Raw genomic sequence first — 26,574 nt, forward strand, 5'->3', positions numbered from 1 at the left:
GAGGTCGGCCAGCTCGCCCGCCACGGTCACGGTGCGGGCGTCGCGGTCGATCTCCAGCGTGCCAAAACGCAGGACCTGCGTGGCCGCCGTTGCATTGCCGCCATCGGTGCGGCGGCGCAGGATGGCGCGGATTCGCGCCAGCAGTTCGCGCGGCTCGAAGGGGTTGGGGAGGTAGTCGTCGGCACCGAGTTCCAGGCCCATGATGCGGTCCATGGGGTCGCCCTTGGCCGTGAGCATGAGCACCGGTACCTGGGCGGCCGGGCCCTGCAGCGAACGGATGCGGCGGCAGACTTCCAGGCCATCCATGTCGGGCAGCATCAGGTCCAGGATCACCAGGTCGGGCAGGGCGGCCGCATCGGGCCCCTGCAGCTCGGCCAGGCCGCTCTTGCCGTCGGCGCGGTGTTTCACCACCAGGCCGGACTGGCCCAGGTACTCGCCCACCATCTCGGCGAGGCGGGCGTCGTCTTCGATCATCAGCAGTTGGGAGCTCATGGAATCAGTGTATTGGGTACGGCCCTATGCTCGCCCAAAGGCGTCACGCCGTGTTGTAGCCTCTGTAAAGCTCCCGTAAACCTCGCAACCGTTGCCAGCGCCTGTTTGCTATGCAGTGCATAGCAATGCGCGCTTATCGCGGTGCGCCTGCCGGCGCCTTCACGCGGGAGGCCAGCCAGACCAGGGCCAGCACGGGCAGGCCCAGCAGCGCGGTGGCCGTGAAGAAATGGGCGTAGCCGAACAGGTCGACGTAGCGGCCCGAAAACCCGGCGAGGAACTTGGGCAGCAGCAGCATCAGCGAGCTGAACAGCGCGTACTGCGTGGCGGAGTAGCTCACGTTGGTCAGGCTCGACAGGTAGGCGATGAAAGCCGCCGAGGCGATGCCGCTGGCCAGGTTGTCGGCCGAGACCACGGCGATCAGTGCCGTCACGTCGTGCCCATGCCCCGCCAGCCAGGCGAACAGCAGGTTGCTGCCCGCGCTGAGCAGGGCGCCCAGCATCAGGATGCGCATGACACCGAAGCGCATGGACAGCACGCCGCCCACGAAGGCGCCGACCAGTGTCATCACCACGCCGTAGATCTTGGTCACGGCGGCCACCTCGTCCTTGGTGTAGCCCATGTCCACATAGAAGGGGTTGGCCATGATGCCCATCACCACGTCGCTGATGCGGTAGACCGCGATCAGCGCCAGGATCAGCGCGGCATGCCAGCCATAGCGGCCAAGGAAATCGGCGAAGGGCTCGACCACCGCGCCCTTGATCCACTCGGCGGCGTTCCTGGCCGGTGGCAGCACGACCTGTGCGGGCTCGCGCGAGAACAGCACCGTGACGATGCCCACCGCCATCGACGCCGCCATCGCCAGGTAGGCGGCCTGCCAGGCGCCGTTCTGGTAGCCGGCCATGGCCTGGCCCACGGCGGGCGCCACCTCGGCGCGCGCGGCGATCCACAGCACGCCGGCACCGGCCCAGATCATGGCCAGGCGGTAGCCCGTCTGGTAGGAGGCGGCCAGCGCGGCCTGGTAGCGCGCATCGGCCGATTCGATGCGGAAGGCGTCGAGCGCAATGTCCTGCGTGGCCGAGCCGAAGGCCACGGCCAGTGCGCACCAGACGATGGGGCCCAGCATCTCGCGCGGGTCCGCCATGGCCATGCCCACGAGGCCCGCCACCACCAACAACTGGGACAGCAGCAGCCAGCTGCGCCGCCGGCCCAGCCAGCGCGTGAGCAGGGGCAGGGGCATGCGGTCCACCAGCGGTGCCCAGACCCATTTGAAGCCATAGGCCAGGCCCACCCAGCTCAGGTAGCCGATGGTGCTGCGATCAATGCCCGCCTCGCGCAGGCGAAACGAGAGCGTGCCCAGCACCAGCAGCAGCGGCAGGCCGGCCGAGAAGCCGAGCGTGAGCATGCGCAGGCTGGCAGGTTCCAGGTAGATGCGCAGCGTCTGCAGCCAGGAAGGGCGGGGGGGCGCGGAAATGCCGCTGGTGGGGGAGGTGTCTGACATGGGTGCCTGGGTTTTTGTCTATTATTCCTGCATGTGCATGCTCTGCCCCTCTCCCATTGCCGCGCCTTCATCGATGTGGTCGGCGCGCCGCGCGTTTCTTCTGGCTGCGGGGGCGGGCGCCATGGCCCCGGCCATCGCCCAGGTGGATGTGGGCACCTCCTCGACCCTGCGCAAGCTGATCCCGGCCGAGACGCTGGAGCGCTCGGCCGCGCAGCAGTACCAGCAGATGATGGAGCAGGCGCGCTCCCAGCGTGCCCTGGCGCCGGACGGTCATCCCCAGCTGCAGCGTCTGCGCGCCATCGCGCAGCGCCTGATCCCGCACACCAAGCCCTGGAACGAGCGGGCCAGCCAGTGGCGCTGGGAGGTGAACCTGATCGGCAGCAAGCAGATCAATGCCTTCTGCATGCCCGGCGGCAAGATCGCCTTCTACACCGGCATCCTCGACCAGTTGAAACTCACCGACGACGAGGCCGCGATGATCATGGGCCACGAACTGGCCCATGCACTGCGCGAGCACGCGCGCGAGCGCCTGGCCAAGACGCAGGCCACCAACATCGGCCTGCGCCTGGGCTCGCAGCTGCTGGGCCTGGGCGATCTGGGCAATGCCGCGGCCAGCCTGGGCGGGCAACTGCTCACGCTGCAGTTCAGCCGCTCGGACGAGAGCGATGCCGACCTGGTCGGCCTGGAGCTGGCGGCGCGCGGCGGCTACGAGCCCGAGGCTTCGGTGAGCCTGTGGAAGAAAATGGGCAATGCCACGGGCAACAAGCAGGGCGGCCTGGCCTTCCTGTCCACCCACCCTTCGGGCCCGGCACGCATCCAGCAGCTGGAGGCCAATGTGCCCAAGGTGCAGGGCCTGTACAAGGCGGCGCGCCGGTCCTAGCCGGCCGTCACGCGGTTGCGGCCGCCATTCTTGCTCTGGTAGAGCGCCTGGTCGGCCCGCGCAATGGCCGCCTGCAGGTCGTCGGCATGAGTCACCTGCGCCACGCCGAACGACATGCTCAGCGGCACCGGCTTGCCCTGGCAGTCCATTTCGATCTGTTCCATCGCCACGCGGATGCGTTCGGCCACTTCCATCGCCGACGCCAGGGGGCTGGCCGGCATCAGCGCCAGGAACTCCTCGCCGCCCCAGCGCGCGATGACGTCGCTCTCGCGCAGCTTGCGCGTGAGCACGCCGGCCACCGCCACCAGCACCCGGTCGCCCATGGCATGGCCGTAGCGGTCATTGACCTGCTTGAAATGGTCGATGTCGCACAGCATCAGCGCCACGGGTTCGCCCGTGCGCGGGATGCGCGCCAGCGTGTGTCCGGCCAGCGTGTGGAAATGGGCGCGGTTGTTCAGGCCCGTGAGCCCATCGAGCGTGGCCTGCTTGAGCAGCCGGTTCTCGGCGATCAGGATGGTGCGGCGGTAGAACGCGGCCAGCGCCGCGAACATGCCGAACACCAGGCAGACGTGGAGGGTGTTGACGATCTGCTGCCCCTTGCCGGCCAGCGGCGCCAGCGCGCCCCAGTGGTCGCACGCGAAGCGCAGGCCCAGGTAGTAGGCCAGCAAGGCCAGCACCATGGGCGCGGCATAGCGGCCCGAGTTGGCGATCACGATGGCCGGGATGAACAGCCACAGGTAGTAGTGGAAGCCGCTGTCCCAGCCTACCAGCAGCGAGCCCAGCGCCGAGTGGGCAATCACCTCCAGCCAGATCAGCAGGATGCCGGCCGTGTTGCGGCGCCGCTGGATGAGCTGGTAGGCGCCCAGGTACATCGCAATGCTGGCCAGGTTGACCAGCGCCAGCGGCACCGAGCCCAGCCAGAGAAAGAGCACGATGTAGCCGCAGTCGATGGCTGCGGCCGTCAATGCGACCCGCTGCGCCATGGCCCAGTAGGCCTTGCCGGGTTCGCTGGAGCCGCGCTGTGGAATGGAAAAGGGGGGGGGGGGATGGGCGGTGGAAACAGTGCTTGCGGGGGATGCCATGGCGTGACGCTGCCCGGCGCGCGCCTCCGATAGCCGGGATTGTTAACAGAATGTCACATCTTAGAAAATTGCACTGCAGCGCATCGCCGGATCAGGCGGGGCAAAGCATCCCAGTTCCACGTTACCCGTAAAGGGGGAGGGGCTCAGGTGCCACCCACGTAGGGGTTGCTCTTGCGCTCCCGGCCAAAGGTGCTTTCCGGCCCGTGGCCAGGAATGAACACCGTCTGGTCCCCCATGGGCCACAGGCGCCCGGTAATGCTGTCGATCAGGTCCTGGTGGTTGCCCTGTGGAAAATCCGTGCGGCCGATGCTGCCCGCAAACAGCACATCGCCCACAAAGGCTCTGTCGATCTGCGGCGCGTGGAACACCACGTGGCCGGGCGTGTGCCCCGGGCAATGGCGCACCTGCAGCGTCTCGTTGCCGATCTGCACCGTGTCGCCATCGGCCAGCCAGCGCGTGGGCGTGAAATGCTGGGCGGGCGGAAATCCAAACATCGCGCTTTGTTGTGGCAGTGCGTCGATCCAGAACTGGTCGCCGGGGTGCGGCCCCACGATGGGTAGCGACAGCCGCTCGGCCAGTTCGCCCGTGCCGCCCGCATGGTCGATGTGGGCGTGGGTCAGCCAGATCTGGTCGAGCGTGAGGCCCAGGCGCTCCACTTCCGCCAGCAGCATGTCGAGGTCACCGCCGGGGTCAATGATGGTGGCTTTGCGCGTGGCGTCGCACCAGAGGATGGAGCTGTTCTGCTGGAAAGCGGTGACGGGGACGGTGAGGTAGTGGAGCATGGGTGGGGATTGTTTGTTGCTAACAAAGATTGGCTTTTGCTAACGGAGAGTGGCCAGGTAGTTAACAAAGAATGGCGAGTCCCTCACCAGACGCATTTCAGTGCATTCAGCATCGTTCCTGATTTGCGCGGGCTGCATACACCACTCTGATCTGATCACCCGCGCCAGTGAAACGTGATCACCCGTTCCAGTCGCTTGTCATGACTCCCCGCCATGGCAGACCGGCATATTTTACCTCGACGCTAATCTAGAGTCTAGATAACTGCGAATTTCCACGTGCACCCACGCCTGTCGTCCATAAATACCCCTGACTTCTGAGCCTTCGTTCGCGCGTCAGGCCAATGCAAAATTTTCAACTAAGGATATCTGCGGTAAAAAGATGACTCAGATCTAAAAATAATTTGATCTGTGCTATTAAATACGACGTATTCGATACTGGCATTTTTAAACCGCTCTGCGCAAGATTCGTAGTTATAAATTTTTCCATGCCCGGGTAGAATCTCGCCCCTATATCTCCATGATATTGCAGGTGCCGGCGTGTCCTCAAATCCAATGTCGCAATGCTCCCAAGTGCCGGCTACAGGCAGCACACGGGAGATTTGGACCTTGATCGGATTATTTGATCTATTTCCAATCAGAAAACCCGAACCACTTGGACTCACGCTGAGCATGGACGGGATTACACCTGGTGCGGCGTGAGGAGTTTGCATCTTCAAAGCGAAAATTTCCCTCAGTTCCTTAGGCGTGAATTGTTGTGCGCCTCCAGCAACTGTATTCTGATTTGCAGCTGACGAACGGATGGCCAAGGCGTTTTTTTCATGCTGTTTTGATTTTGCAGAGTTGATTTGCATGGGCAGCACAAAGCCAAAAAATGCAATTAAGAACGGCGTAAATACAGCCAGAACCCGTGCGACAGAGGGAATTGGACGAGCTCCAACCATCACGAAAAAATAGCCCAGCGTTATACCCAAGATAAGAGGAAATATTGTGACTAGCATAAACAGCGTACCACCAGCGCCCAATTCTGTCTTTGGTACGACATAGAGGTAATACCAGCGCACGAACATAGCTCCCCACAATCCGCCAGCAACAAGCCCTATGATGTGCAAGACACCCTTAAACGGTTGCGGATCATTTTCAACCATCAATTTCTTGGAGGCACCAGCTGATCTTGAATGATTGCGCTCGGATCTATTTTCTGGTTGTGATTTTGTAAGTTTTGATAGCAAGATTGCTATGGCAATAAAAAAACCTGCTGCGTAATACAGTCTTATATAAAGGGTTTTGTCTTCTTTCAAGTGATCTTCTGGTTTTTCAATTACAACTCCGTTGAGTTCTAACCCCCAGACACTGCCTACCGAGCCGCTACCTTGATAGGTCACTTTAACAATTGAATCCTTGGGTGCGTTATTTATTTTATTGAGCCGCTCCTGCTCATATATTAATGTGAACAAAACGTCTGAACCCATAACCGTCAAATTTATGCTCGGTGGACTTCCCGATCTATATGCACCACGAAGTGGGTTGCCAGTGCTGGGGTTACCCGGGTGGTAATATGCGTGTTTAATACGCCCAGTAACAACTTTGAGTTCATTTAAGTTTCTAGGCGTAGCAATGAAAATAAAATTGGCTAGCATGAAAGCAATTGAGCCAATTATCAAGGATGCGACAAAGAAAAATCGTTTAATGCTAGCCATGCGCGAAATATCTAATCCAATAAAAGCAATATATTAAATTGCATAATATTAATGCAATCTCCGAGCAGCCTCAGTCATACCTTCAACATATTCATTCAATTTATCTTCAAGCTCATCATCAGTGCCTTTGAAAAATGCGCCCATCAAGAAAAAAGAACCCAATATGACGTATCCTATGGTGTACACCACCAAAAAAACATGAGTCAGCCCGCGTTCTAGGTGATCTCCTTTAATTTCGGTAGAAAAATAGAAATATGCCCCATAACAAATAATGGCTGCACCAATTAAGCCGCCAATTCTCGGAAAGGACTTCCCAAACATTGCAACGATACAGGGTAAGACAAATACCACGAAGATAGCAACGAAAACGCCGTTTGACCACCCCATTACAATCCGCAGGAATGCATAGCCCAGAAAAATAATCAAAGCAGCAAGCGAAAGTTGGAATAATACGCCTGAGCCGGATGTATTCGGAATATTAGCCGCCTCGGAATCAACATCCCTAGCATAAGCAGCACTCCTACGCTGCAACTCCGATTTTGCAACTTCGCGGGCTATTGGACTCAGCTCACCATGTGCCAGCCGATATTCAATTTCAGCGGAATCCATTGCTTGATAAAGTTTTTTCAGGCTGGCTATTTTTTGGGGATCAGTCATAAATTTTCAAGAATTCGAATGGCCGCTCGAACCCCGACATTGACACAATGACATGGAGCCTGCAAGCACTCCGAGGCGACGACCTCCAGCATCCTTGATCTTCCCTTGCATAGGATGATTTTTCAGCCTGCGCGTCGCGGACTGGTACCTGGAGTAGCCTGTGGCGATACGCAGCCAGGTGATGCAGGACCACCCGAGGAGCTTCGCCACACCTTGCGGCAGGTCTCGCTCGGCCAATGCGCGCAAAGGGCCAATATTCATCCTAGGCGTCCTCTGTAGATGCCTCCAATGCTCAACCGATCAGTTCGTTCGCGCGAGGCGAAATCCTGTTTCAGAATGCAACGCTCTAGGGAATCTAGAGTCGCGGTATGTTGCTGTTGCGCGGTTACGCCACTGCTCGACCGAACCACCGCGTACAACGATGAATTTGCACCTGTTGAGCCCTCTCCCCTGTGCACTATCTTTTGGACCCTTCTCCCGTGCGCTGCCATCAGTTGGCGCACCCTCATAAGTTTGGTGCCAGCAGTCCGCCGTCCATTCTTCTGCATTGCCTGACATGTCGTAAAGCCCGAAAGCGTTGGGCCTTTTCTTCGCAACGGGTTGGATCTTCTGTCCGCTGTTCTCCCTGTGCCAGCCTATCGGATCAATATCATTTCCACCGCAATACATATCCGTGCGATTGCCTGCCCGGCAGGCGTATTCCCACTCGGACTCTGTAGGCAAGCGATACCCCGGCCCATCCACACGATTGAGCCATTCGATAAAATCGTCTATCTCCTGGCCATCAATATACCGTACCGGAGCATCATCACTAACACTGTTATGTTTTAAAAAACCAGTGTCATTTAGCTTCTTTTCGCCTTCCCGTCCTATTGATGAAAGGAACTTCTTGTATTGGGAGACAGTGACTTCCGTCTTGCCCATCTGAAAGGGTGGCACGTCAACTGTATGTGCCGGTATCGAAGATCGCCATGGCTTCTTGGCCGACTCCGAATCATCCCCCATCATGAACGTGCCTCCGGGCAAAGAGACCATAGTGACTCCAATGCTGTTAGTCACTTCCGGCAGCTTTAGCTGTTTTGGTCGAGATGGTTTGCAAGCTGCAAGACCAAGCACAAGGAGTATGAGCGATGCTCGAAAATAAAGCCGAGTGATGTATCGAGCCTGGAGTGGATTGTTAATCATTTGAACTCTTATATTATCGACTGGCGGCTATATTGATTCAAGGCATCTTGACCAGCCGAACACCCATGTCCATAAACATGGCAGGATCCATATCTTTCTCGATGGACATGCGAAATGTGGCCTTGGTACTATCGTGCGACTGAGTTGCGCCCCCCCTGAACATCCGGGCATGGCAGTAGCCGCCGTCAATCCAGGCGCTCCCATCGTTGGGTGCGCCGACGTAGTTCCCATGCCAACAATCCTGCACGTACTCATTGGCATTACCCATCATGTCGAACAGCCCCCAGGCGTTGGGTTTTTTACCGCCAACAGGCTTTGGTCCGTATGTATAACCCCCTATCCAGCCCAAATTATTGAGAAAGCGATCTTCGCCGCAATACTCCTTGTGCTGGTCACCTGCCAAACAAGCATATTCCCACTCAGATTCACTTGGCAGTCTGAATCGATTCGCAGTCAACGCTCCAAATTTTTCAGCCAAAATTTCGGCATCTTCGCGATAAAGGTTGACTACCGCTCGATCAGGTCCCAGGTAATTGTTGCATTTCACAGCACATGGGTTGCTGCCAATGATTTTTTCATACTCTGCTTGTGTTACCTCATATTTTCCGAGGTAAAAGCCTTTCAAGCATACCCTGTGTACTGGTTTTTCATTATCACGGCCCTTCTCTGATCCCATGTCGAAGCACCCACTTGGCACCCACACAAATTGCATCCCGGTCGTGGCCTCCGTCCATATCGTTCCTGCCGCCGGCTCAAATAACTTCTTTTCCCCGCCAGAGTATTTGACCGCAGCGACTGTCAAAAACAACAAAAATATTCCACCAGCCAATAAACGCAACATGCGTTCCCCTTCAACTCAAGAAATTTCACGTCCCGATGACAGAGCCGAATGATCGGTTCATGCAACCTCAAAATATGCTCGACCGGCGAGGCCGGCCAGAGGTGTTCGCCATGGGCGGCGCGACCAAACGCTGTCGGGACTGTGGACAAGGTTTTGCACACTGCTTTGCCGTTCCCGGATGGCTTGCACCTCTGGTTTCCACGCGGCAAATCCCAGCAGGTAACTCAAGCCCAGGCTGCTCCAGCCATTGAATTCTTGCTGTGCACGCTGGGCCGCAGTGAGAGCCAGCTCGCGAGCCTCCGGCAGCGTGATCCAGTCTGCCAACCATGCAAAGGAAATTACGCCTTGGGCACGGGTCAAATCCCAACCTTTGACACCATGCACGCGCAAGAACTCACGGTTATCCAACACCATGCGGCCAAACACCCAAAGTTCATCGTCCACCAAGCTGCGTATTTCGGCCTCGGATTTATCAAGCAGCGGAACCCAGTTTTTCTCAAAACTGGCCTGCCCCATCCTCATGTTGTTCAGGTTATCGATGGTTTTGAGGGCGTCTACGCGGTTATGGACACCCCACCATTCCCGCAGCACGTCCCTAGATTCCTCATAGAGTCGAGGTGATTTTTCTCGGCCTGCATAAATATCGTTGCTAACGCCATTTCTTTCGTTCAGCACGGCGTTCATACTCCATGCCCACAATAGTGGCGGATCGTCCTTCTCGCGGATCAGGCGTTGCGTGGTTCCTTGCAGCAAACGCGGCAGGCGAGGGCGATTTTCTTTGTCCTTGAGCTGAGCGCTTGCCCAGGGGGGCGCCGAAGCTGCGCCTGCAGCGATAAGCGTAGTCATAAGGGTTCTGCGATCCATAGTTACCTCAGCTCTCAATCTATATTTCTTCAGTATTAATGTCTTCTAGGTCAATAAAAGACATCAAATGATCGATCATTAATTTTTCAGGTCATTGATCTATATCGCTAGTCCCGCGCAAGGCTAGAATAACGAGTTGATTGCTCTGGTCCAATAGTGGCAAGAAATTTGATCAGGCCGATAACAATCAGCAAATTGCCAATAGTTTTCAGAAAAATCAAAACTGGCGCCACATACATCAGCAATACAACCAAGCTAGTGGTTATTTTTTCTGTGGCTCCCCCAGAAACCATCATGGACAGAGAGGGGGTGGAACTCAATGCGAACGCCAAAATATTAAACACGACTCCGGTGGCAATGATGAGAGTGCCTTTTGTTTCGGGTTGGATTTTTTCACTTAAATTTGACGTGATAAAAAAAGCAATCACCATGATTATCGCAATGATGACATTTATCCATGTCAACTCAGAGCCGTATGGCATGTGCTCTTTCGATGCTGCCTGCACGAAATAAAACAACAAAACATAAAAACCCAAGCAAAAACTTTTCATGCTTTTCCACCTGTTCGACGTCCGGCCAAAAGTTTGAAAACATATCCTATCGAGATGAGGTTCCAAGCTGCTATCAGCTTATTCGTGAACGCTATATAAATATATGAGCTTTTGTCGTAGTTGATATACAGAACACATATGGTTGATGCCACCAGCATCAGCGCAGGCAGCTTGCCTATTGGAAGCTTCTGGTGCAAGCCTGTTATAAACACAAAAAAGCCAAAAATTATCGCAAGCAAGATAACTCTAAAAACAAAACTTCCAAACAAATCCATTTCAAACCCAAGGAGCCTGCCCAATCCCAATAGAGATCGAACTGGAAATGCTGGCTCCGCGGCTATTCCAATGGAAAGGCAAAAAATTATTTTATAAAGAAAAATGTGGAAAGAATCATCATTTTTCTTGACCTAATTTGACGTTGGTTTGGTGGGCGTTTTTGCTACGTATTTTGAATAGATCACGCCGCATTCAGGGCATTCATAATCTGGTGCGTCTTCAACTGGTTTTCTGTGATATTTGCATTTTGTGCAAATGGCAGGAGGATTTGCTAACTCTTCCATATTTTCAGTTCACGGGTCGCGATTGCTATGTAGATCATTCTTGGCAGATAAAAAAATCTGGGTCGCCTGTAGGGGTGAGATATTTTTTTATGCGATGAATTTCTCTATCAATGTCCTGGAACTTGAACCTTGGATGGGGTTCTTCGTTTCGAGACCGCTCACGCACCAGCTCAGCCGCATGTTCCAACTCCTCTGGTCCCAGTTGCCAAGCGATTTGCATTGCCCTGTAGGCAGAGGTGGTTTGAACATGCAGACTTTCGTAGCATCGGCTGGCAATGTCTGGATCACAGTACAGGTCATACAAACCACGCAAATTCGCACATTGATTGATGATGGGAATAATCAATCGTTCAAAGTCATTGAGCATCCAATGGGCCTCTTCAATATTGCGGCACGACTCCAATGCCTCGAAAGACTCTGCATGCCAAGCAGGTTCAACGTGCCATCTGAGCGATTTAAGACCGAGAGACAGCGATACCTCAGCCTTTGAAATTTCGGGGGAGTGTCTCTGGAACACCAACGAATGGTATTCCATGGTGTTTTTTAATCTGACACGGAACACAAGCGAAAACCGCTGAGAATGTGAGCGCCCTGCGAAATTGAATGCGCACTGGAAATGTGCTTGGGAACTAATACGTTCAAATGAGACCTTGTGTTCCTCAGATTTCTTAAGTGCGAACCCCAAGGGTGCCAACAGGTTTTCCAAACCACTTGAAACAAATTCCCTGATCACAGCCTTGTCTGTAAGTGACGCCCCATGCTCAGGGTCGTAGGCCTCTAAGGTGCTTCGCATAGAGGCCGGGAATATGCGGCAACCCACAATGCGATCATGCTGAACCATCCAGTTCTCACCGGGGTGAACAAGCGTCAATCCAAGCTGCCGCACCAACGGCAATAAAATTTTGTACAAACTGAAATCGTCCACGCTTTCGGCAGAAAACTTCACGGATTCCATACCGAGTTTAGAATTTCCGCATATGAAACGCACGCCAGTGGCTTCGACTTGTTCAAGTCGTTCAAAAAATCGGTTGATTACAGGGCTTGCGCCACTCTCCTGCTTCTGAAGGCGCTCGATAACGTCGGCAATTCTATCAAAGCTAATCGGGGTATCCCAAAAGGCGGCTTTGCTGCGGCTGGAGTTAAAAATAACGAGCTTATAGATCTTCATAGCACACTGCGAGATATACGGGTGTTGTTAATAGCTCGTGCATGCTAGGGAGTAATCCGACATGTTACGATGAAGTGTTCAAATACTCTATGCAAAATACACACCAGGTCTTGGCTTTTTGACATAAGGGCAGTCAAAGCCGATGTGGACGGCAGGCGCGCGGCCTGCTAAAGAGTGGAGGCGAAGGCCACAAGCGCGGCGAGGGCCAGCAGTCCGAGCCTTAGAAGCACGTGTAGCCAGATGCTGTCGTTCACAAAGTAAACCGCCAAGTCTTGCGACATGGGTTTCGGACGAAGCGGGCTCACACTGGTCAGTCCCGGATTGCCGACCGGAACCCAGCCTATGAGCCATGCGGGGAAGGTGAATAGGAGCCGTCGAAGTTGGCCCATTGCATCGACTGTGTCCCCCCGCTTCCATGCCATGCGCATCATCCAAACATGGCTGGTCAAATGGGGGATGAGGTAACGTTGGCCCAGGATGTGGGCGCGCACCACATGCCGCAAAGCAGCCTTCTCATCGAAGGCCAGCAAGGCGGATTTCATCATTGCTATTTCATGCCGATAGGCCAGCCGTGCTGACCTGAACCTGGGCACTGCTGGGGCATGATGAATGTCAGTCATGAGGAAGGATTGAATCAGTGCAACCCGCTCGCGTCTTGAACAAACCGGCTACTTCGGCCCTTGATCCAGAGGGCAGGGTCATACACCACCGTGATGCTGGCGACAACTCCAACGGCTCAGAGCAAGCCGGAGTGCCCTTCCTGTGCATTGGCCGTGGGTGGGGTACGTACATAGGGCCTGTTCAACAAAACAGGTCACACAGCCATCATCTGATTCAGATTGCTTGGTCCCCCTCCACCGCATTTGAGTTGGGCGCAGGAGACTACAAGGTGCGTGGCATGGGCCATGTTGTGGACGCTGGTGCATCCCACTTCCTGCAATCTGCCGAACCTGTTCGGCTGCTGTTCCTTGATCCAGCGATGCCGATTGCGCGAGGCTGGCGTGGGATTTCCGGCGGCAACGCCTGCGAGTTGGCTCCGCTTCAAGTGCAGCAACTGGAAGCTCGCCTGCAGCAATGGATTCACGCAAAAGGCGGCGGTACCAACGATCCACTTTCGGCAGGAACACGCGAACAAGCACTGGCCGAATGGCTCAGCTCAAAGCTGGACCAACCACTACGTGCGTGCGATGCTGCGCAGGTACTCGGATTGTCGGAGGGGCGCTTCCTGCACTGGTTCACGCAGGTGCATGGCTTGCCTTTTCGACCCTATGTACGGTGGCTCAGACTTCAAAAAGCCCTTAGGTGTCTCGCCGAGGGCGCCACTCTGACTGCGGCTGCATATGCGTCGGGTTTTTCTGACAGCGCTCATCTGAGCCGCAGCTTTGCGGCCAGCTTCGGCATCGCGCCACGAGGACTTCAGCGTGTGAGGATTCGATTGTCCAAGTCGGCAGGGCCTGACTTGAAGGGATTTCTGTCTTCTTAAACATACCAGCGCATACCGATGCAGCAGGCTGCAGAACTCTGCTGGGGGATCGCAACAAGAAACGCAAACTGATCACTGGACTGGCTGGTCACGACGCTGGACCTACTGACCAGATCAATTGGAATACGCACAGGGTGCACTCTCGCGACCGAACAGAAAGTGATAGCCACGCTCTGTTAGCAAGCACCAATGTTTGCCCGAAATGGCCATTCTTTGATGTACGTGCAAAATCTGGCGTCCAGCCAGACCCCGCTTCGTGCCGAGAGCATCTCGCCGTTCTTTGTTAGCAACAAACAGGATTTCTTTGGTCGACATTGGGGCGTGTCTTGGCCAGTACCTGCCGCGCGCGCCTTGGCGGCTACAGCTTGCCAAACCGCTTCTCGAACCACCGATCCAGCAGCGCCTTTTCATAGCGCAGCCGGTCTCCACTCGAATAGCGGTTGCTCGGCACCATGAAGTTCAGGTCGCTGAGCACCTCTTCGCCGCCGGAAACCGGGGCGCTGCCATCGCGCGCCAGGCTGTAGCGCAGCTTGATGCGCGGCCCGGTGATGTCGGTGACCACGCGGACGTCGGAGCCGCTGGCGCCCAGGGGCGGGAAGTGGCCGGCCAGGTCGATGTCCAGCACCTCGACCTTGAGGGTGTCGGTGGGTGCCAGGCCCCGCGTGGCCAGGCGCTGCAGGTGCTGCTCCAGGTCGCGCAGCACCTGGGCGCGGTCGGATTCGTTGGCCACGGGATGGGCGTAGCTGGCGTCGGTGTACTTTTCCGGCGCGATGAAGGCGACGCTGGCGGTGCCCGCGAAGGCGGCGGTGCCTGTGGCGGTGATGAGGCTGGCGGCCACCATCAGTTGGTGGAAAGGGCGTGGTTGTCGGTGCGGCAGCGGCATGGTGTGTTCCTCCATCGTGCGGAGTATGACGGTGGATGGTGGCCCGGGTTCACCGCGGGGAAATAGGGTGCGGCGGCGGCGGCCGCCGGTCCTCCGATCACTGGCAGGACGACCCGGGGCGCCACGGCATGACAGCGGGCACTGGAGGGGCTTCGGGCGACATCGCATGCCTTGAATTCCCCGTTTTTGTTGCACTGATGCAACATTTTGATAACTACTTTGCTGCGAATTTTGTAGCAACCAGAGGCGCGTTGCGGTGCTTTCGGGTTTTCCCTGCAGTTTGGCGGCAAGCCGCGGGCGGGCTTTACAGAGGGGAAGCCTAGCCGTACGGAGACTGCTAAATTAAAATGCGAATAGTTGTCGTTCTGATTTGTCTCGGAGAATGGACCGGCTGCCCCTTGCGGTGCCCCCTGGTTGTACGACTTCCCACCATGAAACCGACCCCGCCACGGCCGGGTTTTCGTTCGTCTTTTTCCTGCTTCCCTGATTTCGGCCCACACCATGCAATCCTCGACATCCCGTGCGTCTCAGCGCTTCGCCCCCAACCCCCTGGCCCTGCTCGTGCGCCAATGCCTGGGCGCCGGCCTGGCCGTCGCTGCTGTGGGCGTGGCTGCGCAGACCAGCACCTCGGGCCCCACGCTGGACGAGGTCAAGGTGCGCGAGCAGGCCGAGGCCATCGGCGGCCTGCAAAAGACCTACCACGGCGGTCAGTTCGCGCGCGGCGGTGACCTGGGCATCCTGGGCCGCACCGATCAGATGAACGTGCCGTTCAGCACCACCAACTACACCAACGAGCTGATCCAGAACCAGCAGGCCCTGACGGTGGCCGACGTGGTGATGAACGACGCCTCCGTGCGCTCGCTGCAGGCGCGCGGCGGCTACGGCGATGACTTCCAGGTGCGTGGCCTCACGGTGTCCAACACCGACGTGAGCTTGAACGGACTGTTCGGCCTGAGCCCCTCGACCCGCATCCCGCTCGAAATGATCGAGCGCGTGGAAGTGCTCAAGGGCCCAGGCGCCCTGACCAATGGTGTGGGCCCCAGCGGCAGCGTGGGCGGCAGCATCAACCTGGTGACCAAGCGCGCGGCCGATACGCCGATCACGCGGCTGACCACCACCTACATGGGCAAGGCCCAGTTCGGTGCCCACGTGGATGTGGGCCGCCGCTTCGGCGAAGACAACCAGTGGGGCGTGCGTGCCAATGCGCTGGTGCGCAACGGTGAAGGCAATGTGGATGGCGGCCGCCAGCGTGCCGACGTGGCTGCGCTGGGGCTGGACTACGCCGGCGGCCGCCTGCGCTGGTCGCTGGACGCATTCGCCACCGAGGGCGAAACCAAGCAGTTCCGCCCCCAGACTGCCTTCCGCGCCGGCGTCACGCAGATGCCCGCCGCGCCGGACAACCGCACCAGCATCTACCCCGGTGCCAACCTGACGGACGACATGCGCACCGTGATGTCGCGCCTGGAATACGACATCAACGACAGCACCACCGTGTACGGTGGCGTGGGCTACACCCACAACACCAACGAGCAGCACTTCCCGACCGCCGGGCTGCGCGTCGACGGGCTGGGCAACTTCACGGTGGCCAACGGCTACTACGACGCCTACAACAAGACCTCGTCGGCCGATGCGGGCCTGCGCACCAAGTTCCAGACCGGTGGCATTGGCCACACCGTGGCCCTGGCCACGAACTACCTGGACCAGGAGATCGGCTACTTCTACCAGCTGACCACCGCCTACGCCCCGTCCAACATCTACAACCCGGCACCGCTGCCGACCATCAACTTCCCGCGCGGCAACCCGGGCAAGAGCACCGAGCTCACGCAGCACAGCGTGGCGCTGGCGGACACCATGTCCTTCGACAACGGCCGCTACCTGCTGACCGTGGGCGTGCGCGACCAGACCATCGAGCAAAGCGGGTTCAACGTGACCACCGGCGCGGCGACCAGCTACTACAAGGCCAGCGCCGTGACGCCGCTGGCCGGCCTGGTGTTCAAGCCGACGAAGAACATCTCGGTCTACACCAACTACACCGCCGGCCTGACCCGTGGCGGCACGGCCGGTCCCGGCACGGCCAATGCGGGCGAGACCTTCGCACCGCAAAAATCGAAGCAGAACGAAATCGGCGTGAAGGTGGACTGGGGCCAGCTGACCACCCAGGCCGCGATCTACCAGATCAAGCGCCCGAGCGCCCTGACGGACCCGGCCACCAACCGCTACAGCTTTGGCGGCGAGCAGCGCAACCGCGGCTTCGAGCTGACGGTCTACGGCGAGGTGCAGCGCGGCCTGCGCGCCATGGCCAGCGCCTCGTTCAACAACGCCAAGCTCACACGCACCGCCGGTGGCGTGAACCAGGGCAACGATGCGGCCGGCGTGCCGGACCGCACCTTCAACCTGGGCCTGGACTGGGACACGCCCGTGCAGGGCCTGAGCGTGAACGGCCGCGTGATCAACACCTCCGGCATGTATGCCGACGCCACCAACCGCCTGCGCGTGCCGGCCTGGACGCGCCTGGACATCGGTGCCCGCTACGCCACCAAGGTGGCCGGCAAGCCAGTGGTGCTGCGCGCCAACCTGGAGAACGTGTCCGACAAGAATTACTGGGTCATCAGCAACTACGTGACCGTGGGCGCACCGCGCACGCTGATGCTGTCGGCCGCGGTGGACTTCTGAGGCATGGATGTGAGCGGAGTACGGCCATGATGTCTGTGTTGCGTGGTGTCTGGCGGGCCGGGCCTGTGCTGTCGCGCACCATCGCCGCCATCGGCGGCGGCTATGCGCTGGCGGCACTGTTCAGCGTGGCGGTGCTGGCCCTGCCCATGACCCGGCCGCAGGCCGTGATCACCGGCATGCTGGCCAGCTTCGCGATCTACACCTGCGCGGTGATCTGGGTGTTCGCCGTGCGCAGCGCCTGGCGCGCCTGGGCCGGGCTGCTGGTGGCGGCGCTGCCGCTGCTGCTGGCGGCCTGGAGCGTATGGTCGTCCTCTGCAGGAGCTTCCCAATGACGATCAAGGACACATCCCCGGTGGACGAACCCAAGGCCCCGGGCATCCGCCAGACCATGTCGGACCTGCACACCTGGGCCGGCCTGCTGTGCGGCTGGTTCCTGTATGCGATGTTCCTCACGGGCACCGTGAGCTACTTCAAGGACGAGATCTCGCAGTGGATGCGGCCCGAGATGCCGCACCGCTCCGTGGTGCCCGATGCGGCCGAGGCTGCCCAGCGCATCGCGGGCAAGCTGCAGGAACTGGCGCCGAACGCGCCGCAGTGGAGCATGCGCCTGCCCGACGAGCGCTACACCACCATGGACAGCTTCTGGCGCCTGCCGCGCGGCCAGACGGCCGGCCCGAACGGCCGCAGTTTCGGCAGCGCCAATTTCGACCCGCTGACCGGCGACAAGGTGGCCTCGCGCGAGACCGTGGGCGGCGAGTTCTTCTACCGCTTCCACTTCCAATTCCACTACATGCCCGTGCTGTGGGGCCGTTGGCTGGCGGGCTTTTGCGCCATGTTCATGCTGGTGGCCATCGTGAGCGGGGTCATCACGCACAAGAAGATCTTCACCGACTTCTTCACCTTCCGCTGGGGCAAGGGCCAGCGCTCGTGGCTCGATGCGCACAACGCGCTCTCGGTGTTCGGGCTGCCATTCCACTTCATGATCACCTACACCGGCCTGATCACGCTGATGGCGCTGTACATGCCGTTCGGCGAACAGACGGCGTACAAGACGCCAGCGCAGCGCCAGGAACTCACGGCCCAGCTCAACACCTTCATCCAGCCCGGCAAGCCCACGGGCCAGGCCGCGCCGCTGGCGCCGGTGGACGACATGGTGCGCCAGGCCCAGGCGCGCTGGGGGGAGGGCAATGTGGGCCGCGTAACCGCCACCAACGCGGGCGATGCCGCGGCGCGCGTGAGCGTGACGCGCGGCGAGGCCGGTCGCGTGACCATGAGCCCGCAGTACATGCTGTTCGACGGCGTGAGCGGCAAGCTCCTGGAAGTCAAGGAAAGCGTGGGCCCTGCAGCCGAAACCCGTGGCGTGCTGTATTCGCTGCACCTGGGTCGCTTTTCCGATCTGCCCATGCGCTGGCTGTACTTCATCGTGAGCCGGGCCGGCACGGCCATGGTGGGCACCGGCCTGGTGATGTGGACCGTCAAGCGCCGCCAGAAGCTCGGTGACCCGGCGCGGCCGCACTTCGGCTTCCGGCTGGTGGAAAAGCTCAACATCGCCAGCATCGCCGGGCTGTCCATCGCCATGGCGGGCTTCCTCTGGGGCAACCGGCTGCTGCCGCAGGGCATGGCCGAGCGCACCGCCTGGGAGGTGCATGTGTTCTTCATCCTCTGGGCGCTGACGTTGGCGCACGCCATGCTGCGGCCCTCGCGCCGCGCGTGGATCGAGCAGTTCTGGGTCGGGGCTGCCGCCCTGGCCCTGCTGCCCGTGCTTAGTGCGCTGACCACCGACCGTCCGCTGTGGCGCAGCCTGGCCCAGGGTGACTGGGTGTTCGTGGGCTTCGAGCTGATGCTCTGGGTGCTGTCCGGGCTGCATGTCTGGCTGGCCGTGCGTACCGCGCGCCACCAGGGACCCAAGCGCCGGGTGGCGCGCGCGCCCTCGGCCCCCGTGGTGCCGGCTGGCGCGGCCATGGCCAAGGAGGGTGTCTGATGCACCACGCAGCCACCTTCCTGGTCTGCCTGGTCGCCTTCGCGGCATTGGCGCTGGGCACCGAACGCCAGCAGGACGAGCTCTTCGGCCAGCCGTTGGCGCCGCGCGCCACCTGGCTGTGGCGCCTGCTGGGCTGGGGCGCGTTGTTTCTGGCGCTGGCCATCATCGTGCAGGCCCAGGGCTGGGGAATGGGCCTCGTGAGCTACAGCGGCCACACCAGCCTGGCGGCCGGTATCGTGCTGGGTGCCCTGATCGTGCACAGCCGCACGCGCGGCCGCCGCTGAGCCTTTCTCCGGTTCAGCGGCGATCCGCCAGTGCACGCCGGCGGGCGCGCAACAGGAGCACCTGGGCGGCATAGCCGACGGCAAAGATCCCCAACCAGGCCAGCAGCGCGCCGCGCACGAGCGGCGAATCCGGTCCCGATGCCAGGGGCTGTGCGGGTGGTAGGCGTGTCAGCGTTTCGTTGATGCCAGGCACCAGCAACAGGAAGACGCTGAACGACCATCCCAACGTGGCCAGGTAGGCGCTGGCCCGCCCCAGAAACGGCAGCTTCGGTGCCAGCCAGGCGCCGGACACCGCGAGCAGCGCCAGGATGCCCAGCGCATGCCCGGCATTGAAGCCGCCTGTGCTCGACAGGCCGAACGCCGTGAGCACCGACAGCACCAGGCCTATCAGGTACACACGGCCGGCGCTTGTTCCCGGTTCTATGGCACGGTAGCGCGCGAAGCTGTAGATGGCCGCGCCCAGCGGCACGAGGCTGATGGCGGTGTGGGCGATGCCGAGGGCGGAGAGTGGGTTAGGCATGGGAGGAAAGCCTTGTCGTGGGGGTTGCTGCAGATGGGAAAAGTCTAGGGTTGCGCGCTCCGGACCGGGGTGACAAGTGCATGACAAAGCTGTCATGCGCCGCCCGCTGCGCGGCTTTGCCCGAGAATCGGCGGCATGAAGATCCTGGTCATCGAGGACGACCCCAAGACGGGGGACTACCTGAGAAAAGGCCTGCGCGAGAGCGGCTACGGCGTGGACCTGGCGCGCACGGGCACCGATGGCCTGCGCATGGCGCTGGGCGAGGCCTATGACCTGGTGGTGCTGGACGTGAGCCTGCCCGGCATCGATGGCTGGCAGATCATGCCGGCGCTGCGCGAGAAGGGGGATGTGCGCGTGCTGTTCCTCACGGCGCGCGACCAGTTGAGCGACCGCATCCGCGGGCTGGAACTCGGTGCCGACGACTATCTGGTAAAGCCCTTCTCCTTCACCGAGCTGGTGCTGCGCATCCGCACGCTGCTGCGGCGTGGGCCCGCGCGCGAGGCCGACGTGTACGAGGTGGCCGGCCTGCACCTGGATGTGCTGCGGCGCAAGGTCACGCGCGAAGGCGCCGAGATCGCGCTCACGAACAAGGAATTCCTGCTGCTGCACCTGTTGGTGAAGCGCCAGGGCGAGGCGCTGTCGCGCACGCTGATCGCCTCGGAGGTCTGGAACATGAACTTCGACAGCGACACCAACGTGGTCGACGTGGCGGTCAAGCGCCTGCGCGCCAAGGTCGACAAACCGTTTGCCACGCCGCTGGTCCACACCGTGCGCAATGTGGGCTATTCCTTTGGTGAACCACCTTCCGAGGGCGGTGACTGATGCCCGTGTCCTGGCTGCCGCGCTCGCTGGCTGTTCGCGTGACGCTGTTGTGCGGGCTGATCGCGGTGTCGATCACCGGCATGCTCGGGGGCAACTACTTCTTTGCCGCGCGCAGTGCCATCCTGGCCCATGCCGACGAGCAATTGATCACGCGCGTGGAGCGCTTGCGCCGCCTGCTGGGCGATGTGCGCAGCATGCAGGAGCTGCGCGACCAGGCCATGCTGCTGGAAGCGCTGTCGGGCAGCTCGGGCGATGTGTTCGTGCTGCGCCGCGCGGGCGAGGCACCGCTGGTCGAAGTCAACCCCGGCCAGGTGGCGCCGCCCGCCTGCGCCGTGCCAGCGGCCGTGGACAGGCCGCTGGCACGGGGCGATGTGTGCCACAGTGATGCCCTGGACACGCCCCGCATGCACTGGGCCGCAGGGGTGGCCCGCTCGGGCCACGATGGGCAGATGGTCGAGGTGCTGGCAGGGCATGCCCTGACCAGCGAGATGCAGATGATCCGGCGCAGCCGTGATCAGGTGCTGTTCAGCACGTTTCTGGCCGTGCTCGCCTGCTCGGCGCTGGTCTACTGGGTGTTGCGCCATGGCCTGAGGCCCCTGCACCGCGTGGCCGCACAGGCCTCTCGCATCGATCCCATCAACCTCGCAATCCGCCTGCCTGAGCACGATGCGCCACTGGAGTTGCAGCAGATGGTGGCGGTGTTCAATGCCATGCTGGACCGCATCGCCACCGGCTATGGGCGGCTGTCGCAGTTCTCGGCCGACCTGGCGCACGAGATCCGCACGCCCGTGGGCGCCCTGATCGGGCAGACGCAGGTGGCGCTGGCGCGCACGCGCACGCCCGAGGAATACCAGCAGGTGCTCGAATCCAACCTGGAGGAGCTGAACCGGCTGCGCCGCATCGTCGACGACATCCTGTTCCTGGCCCAGGCCGACCACGCGACGCTCCAGATCGAGCGCACGCCGCTGGACATGGCGGCCGAGCTGCAGCGCATCGCCGAGTATTTCGAGGGCCCTGCCGACGAAGCCGGCCTGCGCCTGCAGGTGCAGGCCATCGGGACGGCCTGGGTGAACCACGCCCTGTGCCTGCGCGCTCTGCACAACCTGGTGGTCAATGCGGTGCGTTACAGCACGCCGGGCACGGTGATCCAGCTCGTGGGCATGCAGGAGGATGGGGTGTCGGTCCTTGCCGTGGAGAACCAGGGGGTGCCGATCCCGGCAGAGCAACTGGAGCGCCTGTTCGACCGCTTCTACCGGGCCGATGCGGTGCGGGCCCGCCCGGCCGAGTCCAGCGGCCTGGGCCTGGCGATTGTGAAGGCGATCATGGACCTGCACGGGGGGCAGGTGCGGGCCTCCTGCTCGGCAGCCGGCACCATACGCTTCGAGCTGCGGTTTCCTGGCTGAGCAGGGCTATATCTTGAAGTCGTAGCCGATGGTGATCGGCGCATGGTCCGAGAACTTCACATCCTTGTAGATGGTCTCGGTGCGTGCCAGCGCCGCCATGGCCGGCGTGGCCAGGTGGTAGATGGTGCGTCAAAAAACCCGCAAAATTCGGGTATGACTAACACCCGCGTTTACTCCTACCGTCGCTTCTCATCAGGCCGCCAAGCACACGGCCACAGCCTCGAACGGCAGACCGCATCAGCGCGGGCATGGTGCGTTGAACACGGCTACGAACTCGACGAGGAGTTCGAGCTATCCGACATGGCAACTTCGGCCTATACGGGGAAAAATGCTACGGACGGAGCACTAGCGGCGTTCCTGCTGGCGGCAAAGGGCGGAAAGGTGCCCAGCGGCTCCATTTTGCTGGTGGAAAGCCTGGATCGCCTGTCTCGAAACCACCTGACGGAAGCGATTGCCCTACTTACGTCAATTGTCCAAGCGGGCATCAGGGTAGTCTCGCTACTGGACGGCAAGGAGTGGAACCGAGAAAACATCAACGACACCATGAACTTCATGCTGTCCGTGCTGTTGTTCGCCCGTGCCCATGAGGAAAGCGCTACGAAGGCGAAGCGCGTGCGAGCAGCCTTCGCAAAAAAGCGGGACGCTGGCTTGGCGGTTGTTTCGCATGGGCACGGGCCGGGATGGGCGTATCCACGAGACGACCGGCAAGGCTGGGAGTTGGACGAAGCGAAGGCGGAGTCCGTGCGTAAAGTCTTTGAGCATGTGGCGGGTGGACTGGGAGGCATCGCCATAGCGAGAACCGCCAATGCCGAAGGGTGGACGCTTCCATGGCGGGACCGAGCCAATACAAATACGCGTTGGGAGCACACACAGGTCAGCCGGTTGGTCCGCGACCGTCGCGTTTTAGGAGAGTGGCAGCCCAAACAAATGGTCGAAGGCTCGCTGGAAGCATTCGGCGATCCCGTACTCGACTACTTCCCCCGCGTCATCACCGATGAGCTCTGGGGGAAAGTGCATGTCGCTCTGGACAATCGTACCGGGATACCACGCATACGCGGGGTTAAGGCTGACGTTTTGGCGGGCCTCTTCTATTGCAAGTGTGGGGAGAAGATGCAGCGCAAAGCCCCTTGGAAGCGAGGCTATGCCCGCTACTACTGTCTTGGTCAAATTGCGGGCAAAAGTGACTGCCGAGCCATCAGTGAAGCAGCCATCATCGATCACGGATTTTCTTGGCTGGCAACGTTGGAGTTTGGTCAGTTCCAAGAAACCGAAGCGCTGAGGCTTGCACGTGCGGCTATCGACGAAGCAGTGGCTAAGCTGGCGGAACTCGACGAACGCGCCGCGCGGTTCATGGATGCAATCGAGGCAGGCAGTGGCCAGGGCATAAAGCTCATCACCGAACGTCTGCGGCGTATTGAATCCGAGCAGGACGCTCTGCAAGCAGTGCTCACTCAGCGCCGAGCAGAGTTGGCGGCTGCTCCAAAAGCTGGGGTCGACTTCGGCGCGCTTTTCGCTTACGACGTTCGGGCGGCTGTGGCGGACAAAGATGCGGTCAAAGAGCGGCACCGCATCGCTACCGCACTGAACCGACTACTAATTAAGTTAGTGTGGGACCCACGCGGCCTTCTGATGATGTACACCAGAGACGGTGGCATGGCTACCTACCTATTCAAAAAGGGAGAGCTGGACAGAGCACCTCGGCGTGATCGCAGTGCAGCGAACTAGCAGCCGTCGTGAGTACCGCTGTTTTCACATTCTCCGAGAGGTGCCTGAGCGCTTCGCCGCTGGCCCTGCCAATAGCTTATCTAGCGCAACACCAGGTTTGGCGCCGCATGCCTGGCACCAGCGTGCATAGAGCAGTACATCCACGAAATTTTCTCCACGTTCGAGCTTGGACACATAAGACTGCCCAACCCCAAGGGCGACCGCCATCTGCTCCTGGGTAAGTCCAGACCGCCGCCTTAATTCGCGAAGTAACGCACGGATTTCGTCGTAATCGACGTGATACAGAGAGGTGTCCATGCCTCTCATCGTTTAGTCTCACTCGGAATAGTCGTAACACGACTATTTGATTTACGATCTCTCTAAGCGCGGCGCAGTGCCGCCATCAACCGAGGAGGAAACCATCCATGAAACGAGCCCTTGCAATCCTGGCCGCAGCCCTTGCGCTGTCCGCCTGTTCTACGTCCACCACCCCCACCGCCTCGCATTCGACGTCCTGGGACGTCTCCGGCCACATGGCCGACTGATGTAGGCGGACCCATGCGCAAAATGACCATCGTCAAAATCGCCGCCGCTGTGCTGTTCGCCCTGTGGCTCTTTTTCGGGGACGGCAAGACCTCGCACCGCTTCGTGGTGCTGGTGGCCGTAGTCGTCGGCTACCAGGTCTACTCTCGCGTCAAGACTCAGCACGCCATTCAGGAGGGCGCGCGGCTGGGAATGATTGAGCTGATGCAGCAGCACGACTTCAAGCCCGAGCACCAGCACTTCCATTCAAGCGGCAACCAGGTCTCGGGCGTTGCCATCAGCAAAGACGACCCTCGCATCGTCCTGGCGTCCGCTGGTGTGCCTGCGAGACTCTTTCACCGCAGCGATGTTCTCGGGCTTGCGTCCGAGAAGGGCAAAGAGAAGGAGTTGCAGTTCAAGCTCCTGTCCATGACCGGCGCCGGTGACAAGCAGGTCAACAAGGACGTGTATGTGGTGGACGTGTCCGTCAAGGACTTGGACACCCCGCGCTACAAGCTGTACTTCCAGGATGCGGAGCACATGCGCCAGTGGGAGAACCGCCTTGCCGCTTGGCTCGACATGCACGCCACGGCGTGAGCCGCTGCGCCCCTATCCCATCACTTTCCGTGTACCCCATGAAACTCATCCAAACCTTGTTCATCCTGGCCCTCTCGCTCGTCCTCGCCGCGTGCTCGGGCGCCCCGTCGGACAGCGACGTGCGTGCCGTCACCAGCCAGTCCGAAAAGCAAATGGACCAACAACTCGCGCCCCTGGGCTTGAAGTGGAGCGACGTCTTTGAGACCGAGGTCAAGGTCAAGAACAAAGCCAAGCAGGACGACGGCCGCTGGCTGGTCGAGGCCGACACCACGATCACCGCAAAGAAGGACATGAAGGAACTGCCGGAGAACGCGCAGTTCACCGTGTTCAGCCTGTTTGGCGACATCAAGAAGGGCCAGCCCATCGGGGGCGGAGCCGTGACCACGAAGTTCTACATGCAAAAGGGCGACAACGGCTGGATGGCCGTGCGATAGCGCCCGACGCATTCGAGACACCTATCCATCATGAACATCCAAGAATTCGTTCGTGAGCATGTGGCGCCGGTCAACGCGGTGGTCTTCACCTCGGTGACCGTCGCCGGCATCCTGGACTTCCTGGCGCCCCGTGCGCCGTTCCTGGCCTGGGTCAGCTATGCGCTGGCGGGCTTGGTCATCCTGGCCATGGTGCTGGAAGTGCGCGCCCTGCGCATTGGCACCAATGGCAATGCATGGTCCGTGCGCGCCCTAGCACGGTTGCGGCAGCCTCCTGGCCCACTGTGGAAGTCTCCGGCCTGGCAGGTCTTCGGCATCGTTGTCGTCATCACGCTGGTGCTTGGACAGGCCTCCAAGGCGCGCGCAGACAGCGGCGGGCTCATCGCCAGCGCCGCGCCCAGCGTGCGCAACGTGCAGGCGCTTTTGCTGGGCGTGCAGCAAGATACCCAGCACATACGCGCGACCGTGGACAACATGGCGCCCAAGGTCGATGCCATCCAGGCGTCGGTGGGCACCATGGAGGCCATGCTCAAAGAGCCGCGCGACCACCTCGCCGAGGGAGACTATCCCTACCTGCAAAAGCTCGTCGCATCGGGCAAGAAGCTGCCGCAGGACCAATGGATGCTCCTGCTGGGCTTGAACGAGAAGCGCCCAGACCGGTTCGACCTGCTGCGCCTGTACATGGACCAAGGCCTCGACATTCGCCAGCCGGTGCCGGTCCTGTCCAACGTGGTGCTGGGTTCGCGCATCAACGATCTGCCGACATTGCGCAACTTAGACAAGCTGGACGCATGGGCCAGGAAGCGCACGCAGTTGCCGAGCATCGGGCTGGCGTTTGTGTGCGAGCGGATGGACCTGCTGGCGTACGCGTACATCGCCGATGACAAGCCGTTGGCGGACTGGCTTATCAAGCAAGGGCTGAACCCCAAGCAGGAGTACCCGTGCGCGTACATCGACAAGCCGATGACGAGTCAGAACATCCAGGCCATCGTGGCTTCGTAGCTCCAAGAAAGG

28 protein-coding genes and 1 pseudogene are annotated in these 26,574 nt (G+C 60.1%); 13 read left to right on the forward strand and 16 right to left on the reverse strand.

From position 1 onward, the window contains the following. Positions 1–492 (reverse strand): response regulator (locus tag ACK59X_RS28375; protein ID WP_409961861.1); only part of this gene is annotated, 492 nt, incomplete at its 3' end. Positions 493–625: 133 nt separating this feature from the next. Further along, positions 626–1,990, reverse strand: a complete 1,365-nt coding sequence (locus ACK59X_RS28380) for an AmpG family muropeptide MFS transporter (RefSeq protein ID WP_409961862.1) — start codon at positions 1,988–1,990, stop codon at positions 626–628. 37 nt (positions 1,991–2,027) lie between these two features. Between ACK59X_RS28380 and ACK59X_RS28385 the strand changes: the two genes are divergently transcribed. Then, entirely contained in the window at positions 2,028–2,870 is an 843-nt protein-coding gene (locus tag ACK59X_RS28385) for a M48 family metallopeptidase (RefSeq protein ID WP_409961863.1), read from the forward strand. On the opposite strand, the gene ACK59X_RS28390 is transcribed toward ACK59X_RS28385, so the two are convergent. From ACK59X_RS28390 to ACK59X_RS28425, 8 genes are all read right to left on the reverse strand, one after another. Continuing rightward, complete coding sequence (locus tag ACK59X_RS28390) at positions 2,867–3,952, reverse strand: GGDEF domain-containing protein (protein ID WP_409961864.1); 1,086 nt, start codon at positions 3,950–3,952, stop codon at positions 2,867–2,869. The genes ACK59X_RS28385 and ACK59X_RS28390 overlap by 4 nt on opposite strands. A gap of 143 nt (positions 3,953–4,095) precedes the next feature. After that, on the reverse strand, positions 4,096–4,734 hold the full coding sequence (locus ACK59X_RS28395) for an MBL fold metallo-hydrolase (RefSeq protein ID WP_409961865.1): 639 nt from the start codon (positions 4,732–4,734) through the stop codon (positions 4,096–4,098). A 356-nt stretch (positions 4,735–5,090) separates the two neighbouring features. Further along, the gene (locus ACK59X_RS28400) at positions 5,091–6,431 is read right to left on the reverse strand and encodes a hypothetical protein (protein ID WP_409961866.1); all 1,341 of its coding nucleotides are present in this window, start codon (positions 6,429–6,431) and stop codon (positions 5,091–5,093) included. 48 nt (positions 6,432–6,479) lie between these two features. After that, complete coding sequence (locus ACK59X_RS28405) at positions 6,480–7,088, reverse strand: hypothetical protein (protein ID WP_409961867.1); 609 nt, start codon at positions 7,086–7,088, stop codon at positions 6,480–6,482. Positions 7,089–7,388: 300 nt separating this feature from the next. Further along, a complete protein-coding gene (locus ACK59X_RS28410; RefSeq protein WP_409961868.1) occupies positions 7,389–8,273 on the reverse strand; it encodes a formylglycine-generating enzyme family protein in 885 nt (294 codons plus the stop codon). Positions 8,274–8,310: 37 nt separating this feature from the next. Further along, positions 8,311–9,114: a formylglycine-generating enzyme family protein gene (locus ACK59X_RS28415; protein ID WP_409961869.1), complete on the reverse strand. Its 804-nt coding sequence runs from the start codon at positions 9,112–9,114 to the stop codon at positions 8,311–8,313. A 57-nt stretch (positions 9,115–9,171) separates the two neighbouring features. Next, entirely contained in the window at positions 9,172–9,960 is a 789-nt protein-coding gene (locus tag ACK59X_RS28420) for a DUF1266 domain-containing protein (protein ID WP_409961870.1), read from the reverse strand. Between the two features lie 125 nt (positions 9,961–10,085). Next, on the reverse strand, positions 10,086–10,529 hold the full coding sequence (locus tag ACK59X_RS28425) for a hypothetical protein (protein ID WP_409961871.1): 444 nt from the start codon (positions 10,527–10,529) through the stop codon (positions 10,086–10,088). Between the two features lie 138 nt (positions 10,530–10,667). Here ACK59X_RS28425 and ACK59X_RS28430 point away from each other — a divergent pair, with 138 nt between their 5' ends. Further along, a complete protein-coding gene (locus ACK59X_RS28430) occupies positions 10,668–10,901 on the forward strand; it encodes a hypothetical protein (protein WP_409961872.1) in 234 nt (77 codons plus the stop codon). Positions 10,902–11,123: 222 nt separating this feature from the next. Here the strand turns inward: ACK59X_RS28430 and ACK59X_RS28435 are convergent, their stop codons facing one another. After that, positions 11,124–12,257 carry a hypothetical protein gene (locus ACK59X_RS28435; protein ID WP_409961873.1) on the reverse strand — a complete coding sequence of 378 codons (1,134 nt, stop codon included), beginning with the start codon at positions 12,255–12,257 and terminating at the stop codon, positions 11,124–11,126. A gap of 167 nt (positions 12,258–12,424) precedes the next feature. After that, positions 12,425–12,877 (reverse strand): DUF3703 domain-containing protein, encoded by a 453-nt coding sequence (locus ACK59X_RS28440; RefSeq protein WP_409961874.1) that lies wholly within the window; start codon positions 12,875–12,877, stop codon positions 12,425–12,427. A gap of 278 nt (positions 12,878–13,155) precedes the next feature. Between ACK59X_RS28440 and ACK59X_RS28445 the strand changes: the two genes are divergently transcribed. Then, the gene (locus ACK59X_RS28445) at positions 13,156–13,740 is read left to right on the forward strand and encodes a helix-turn-helix domain-containing protein (RefSeq protein WP_409961875.1); all 585 of its coding nucleotides are present in this window, start codon (positions 13,156–13,158) and stop codon (positions 13,738–13,740) included. Positions 13,741–14,098: 358 nt separating this feature from the next. On the opposite strand, the gene ACK59X_RS28450 is transcribed toward ACK59X_RS28445, so the two are convergent. Continuing rightward, positions 14,099–14,623 carry a DUF3016 domain-containing protein gene (locus ACK59X_RS28450; RefSeq protein WP_409961876.1) on the reverse strand — a complete coding sequence of 175 codons (525 nt, stop codon included), beginning with the start codon at positions 14,621–14,623 and terminating at the stop codon, positions 14,099–14,101. 501 nt (positions 14,624–15,124) lie between these two features. On the opposite strand from ACK59X_RS28450, the gene ACK59X_RS28455 reads away from it, so the two are divergent. The 4 genes from ACK59X_RS28455 to ACK59X_RS28470 are packed head-to-tail and all read left to right on the forward strand — an operon-like array spanning position 15,125 to position 19,561. Beyond that, positions 15,125–17,296, forward strand: coding sequence for a TonB-dependent receptor (locus ACK59X_RS28455; RefSeq protein WP_409961877.1), 2,172 nt, complete (start codon positions 15,125–15,127; stop codon positions 17,294–17,296). Between the two features lie 26 nt (positions 17,297–17,322). Next, entirely contained in the window at positions 17,323–17,628 is a 306-nt protein-coding gene (locus tag ACK59X_RS28460) for a DUF3649 domain-containing protein (RefSeq protein WP_409961878.1), read from the forward strand. Then, complete coding sequence (locus ACK59X_RS28465) at positions 17,625–19,277, forward strand: PepSY-associated TM helix domain-containing protein (protein ID WP_409961879.1); 1,653 nt, start codon at positions 17,625–17,627, stop codon at positions 19,275–19,277. Before ACK59X_RS28460 ends, ACK59X_RS28465 begins: the two co-directional genes overlap by 4 nt. After that, the gene (locus ACK59X_RS28470) at positions 19,277–19,561 is read left to right on the forward strand and encodes a DUF3325 domain-containing protein (RefSeq protein ID WP_409961880.1); all 285 of its coding nucleotides are present in this window, start codon (positions 19,277–19,279) and stop codon (positions 19,559–19,561) included. The genes ACK59X_RS28465 and ACK59X_RS28470 overlap by 1 nt, the downstream gene beginning before the upstream one ends. 13 nt (positions 19,562–19,574) lie before the next feature. Here the strand turns inward: ACK59X_RS28470 and ACK59X_RS28475 are convergent, their stop codons facing one another. Beyond that, positions 19,575–20,081, reverse strand: coding sequence for a hypothetical protein (locus tag ACK59X_RS28475; RefSeq protein WP_409961881.1), 507 nt, complete (start codon positions 20,079–20,081; stop codon positions 19,575–19,577). Between the two features lie 135 nt (positions 20,082–20,216). Between ACK59X_RS28475 and ACK59X_RS28480 the strand changes: the two genes are divergently transcribed. Both ACK59X_RS28480 and ACK59X_RS28485 read left to right on the forward strand, forming a co-directional pair. Then, the gene (locus ACK59X_RS28480) at positions 20,217–20,903 is read left to right on the forward strand and encodes a heavy metal response regulator transcription factor (protein WP_409961882.1); all 687 of its coding nucleotides are present in this window, start codon (positions 20,217–20,219) and stop codon (positions 20,901–20,903) included. Continuing rightward, positions 20,903–22,306, forward strand: a complete 1,404-nt coding sequence (locus tag ACK59X_RS28485; protein ID WP_409961883.1) for a heavy metal sensor histidine kinase — start codon at positions 20,903–20,905, stop codon at positions 22,304–22,306. The genes ACK59X_RS28480 and ACK59X_RS28485 overlap by 1 nt, the downstream gene beginning before the upstream one ends. A gap of 6 nt (positions 22,307–22,312) precedes the next feature. Here ACK59X_RS28485 and ACK59X_RS28490 read toward each other — a convergent pair. Further along, positions 22,313–22,435 (reverse strand): annotated as a pseudogene (locus tag ACK59X_RS28490) (exodeoxyribonuclease III); the annotation flags it as partial. Between the two features lie 24 nt (positions 22,436–22,459). Between ACK59X_RS28490 and ACK59X_RS28495 the strand changes: the two are divergent. Next, positions 22,460–24,031, forward strand: coding sequence for a recombinase family protein (locus ACK59X_RS28495; protein ID WP_409961884.1), 1,572 nt, complete (start codon positions 22,460–22,462; stop codon positions 24,029–24,031). A gap of 24 nt (positions 24,032–24,055) precedes the next feature. Here the strand turns inward: ACK59X_RS28495 and ACK59X_RS28500 are convergent, their stop codons facing one another. Beyond that, entirely contained in the window at positions 24,056–24,337 is a 282-nt protein-coding gene (locus ACK59X_RS28500) for a helix-turn-helix domain-containing protein (protein ID WP_409961885.1), read from the reverse strand. Between the two features lie 240 nt (positions 24,338–24,577). On the opposite strand from ACK59X_RS28500, the gene ACK59X_RS28505 reads away from it, so the two are divergent. The 3 genes from ACK59X_RS28505 to ACK59X_RS28515 are packed head-to-tail and all read left to right on the forward strand — an operon-like array spanning position 24,578 to position 26,562. Continuing rightward, positions 24,578–25,129, forward strand: a complete 552-nt coding sequence (locus ACK59X_RS28505; protein ID WP_409961886.1) for a hypothetical protein — start codon at positions 24,578–24,580, stop codon at positions 25,127–25,129. Positions 25,130–25,167: 38 nt separating this feature from the next. Then, entirely contained in the window at positions 25,168–25,563 is a 396-nt protein-coding gene (locus ACK59X_RS28510; protein ID WP_409961887.1) for a hypothetical protein, read from the forward strand. 30 nt (positions 25,564–25,593) lie between these two features. After that, on the forward strand, positions 25,594–26,562 hold the full coding sequence (locus tag ACK59X_RS28515) for a hypothetical protein (protein WP_409961888.1): 969 nt from the start codon (positions 25,594–25,596) through the stop codon (positions 26,560–26,562). Positions 26,563–26,574: the final 12 nt, after the last annotated feature.

Origin of the sequence: Acidovorax sp., assembly GCF_046339755.1 — a bacterium.
Classification (GTDB): Bacteria; Pseudomonadota; Gammaproteobacteria; order Burkholderiales; family Burkholderiaceae_C; genus Acidovorax.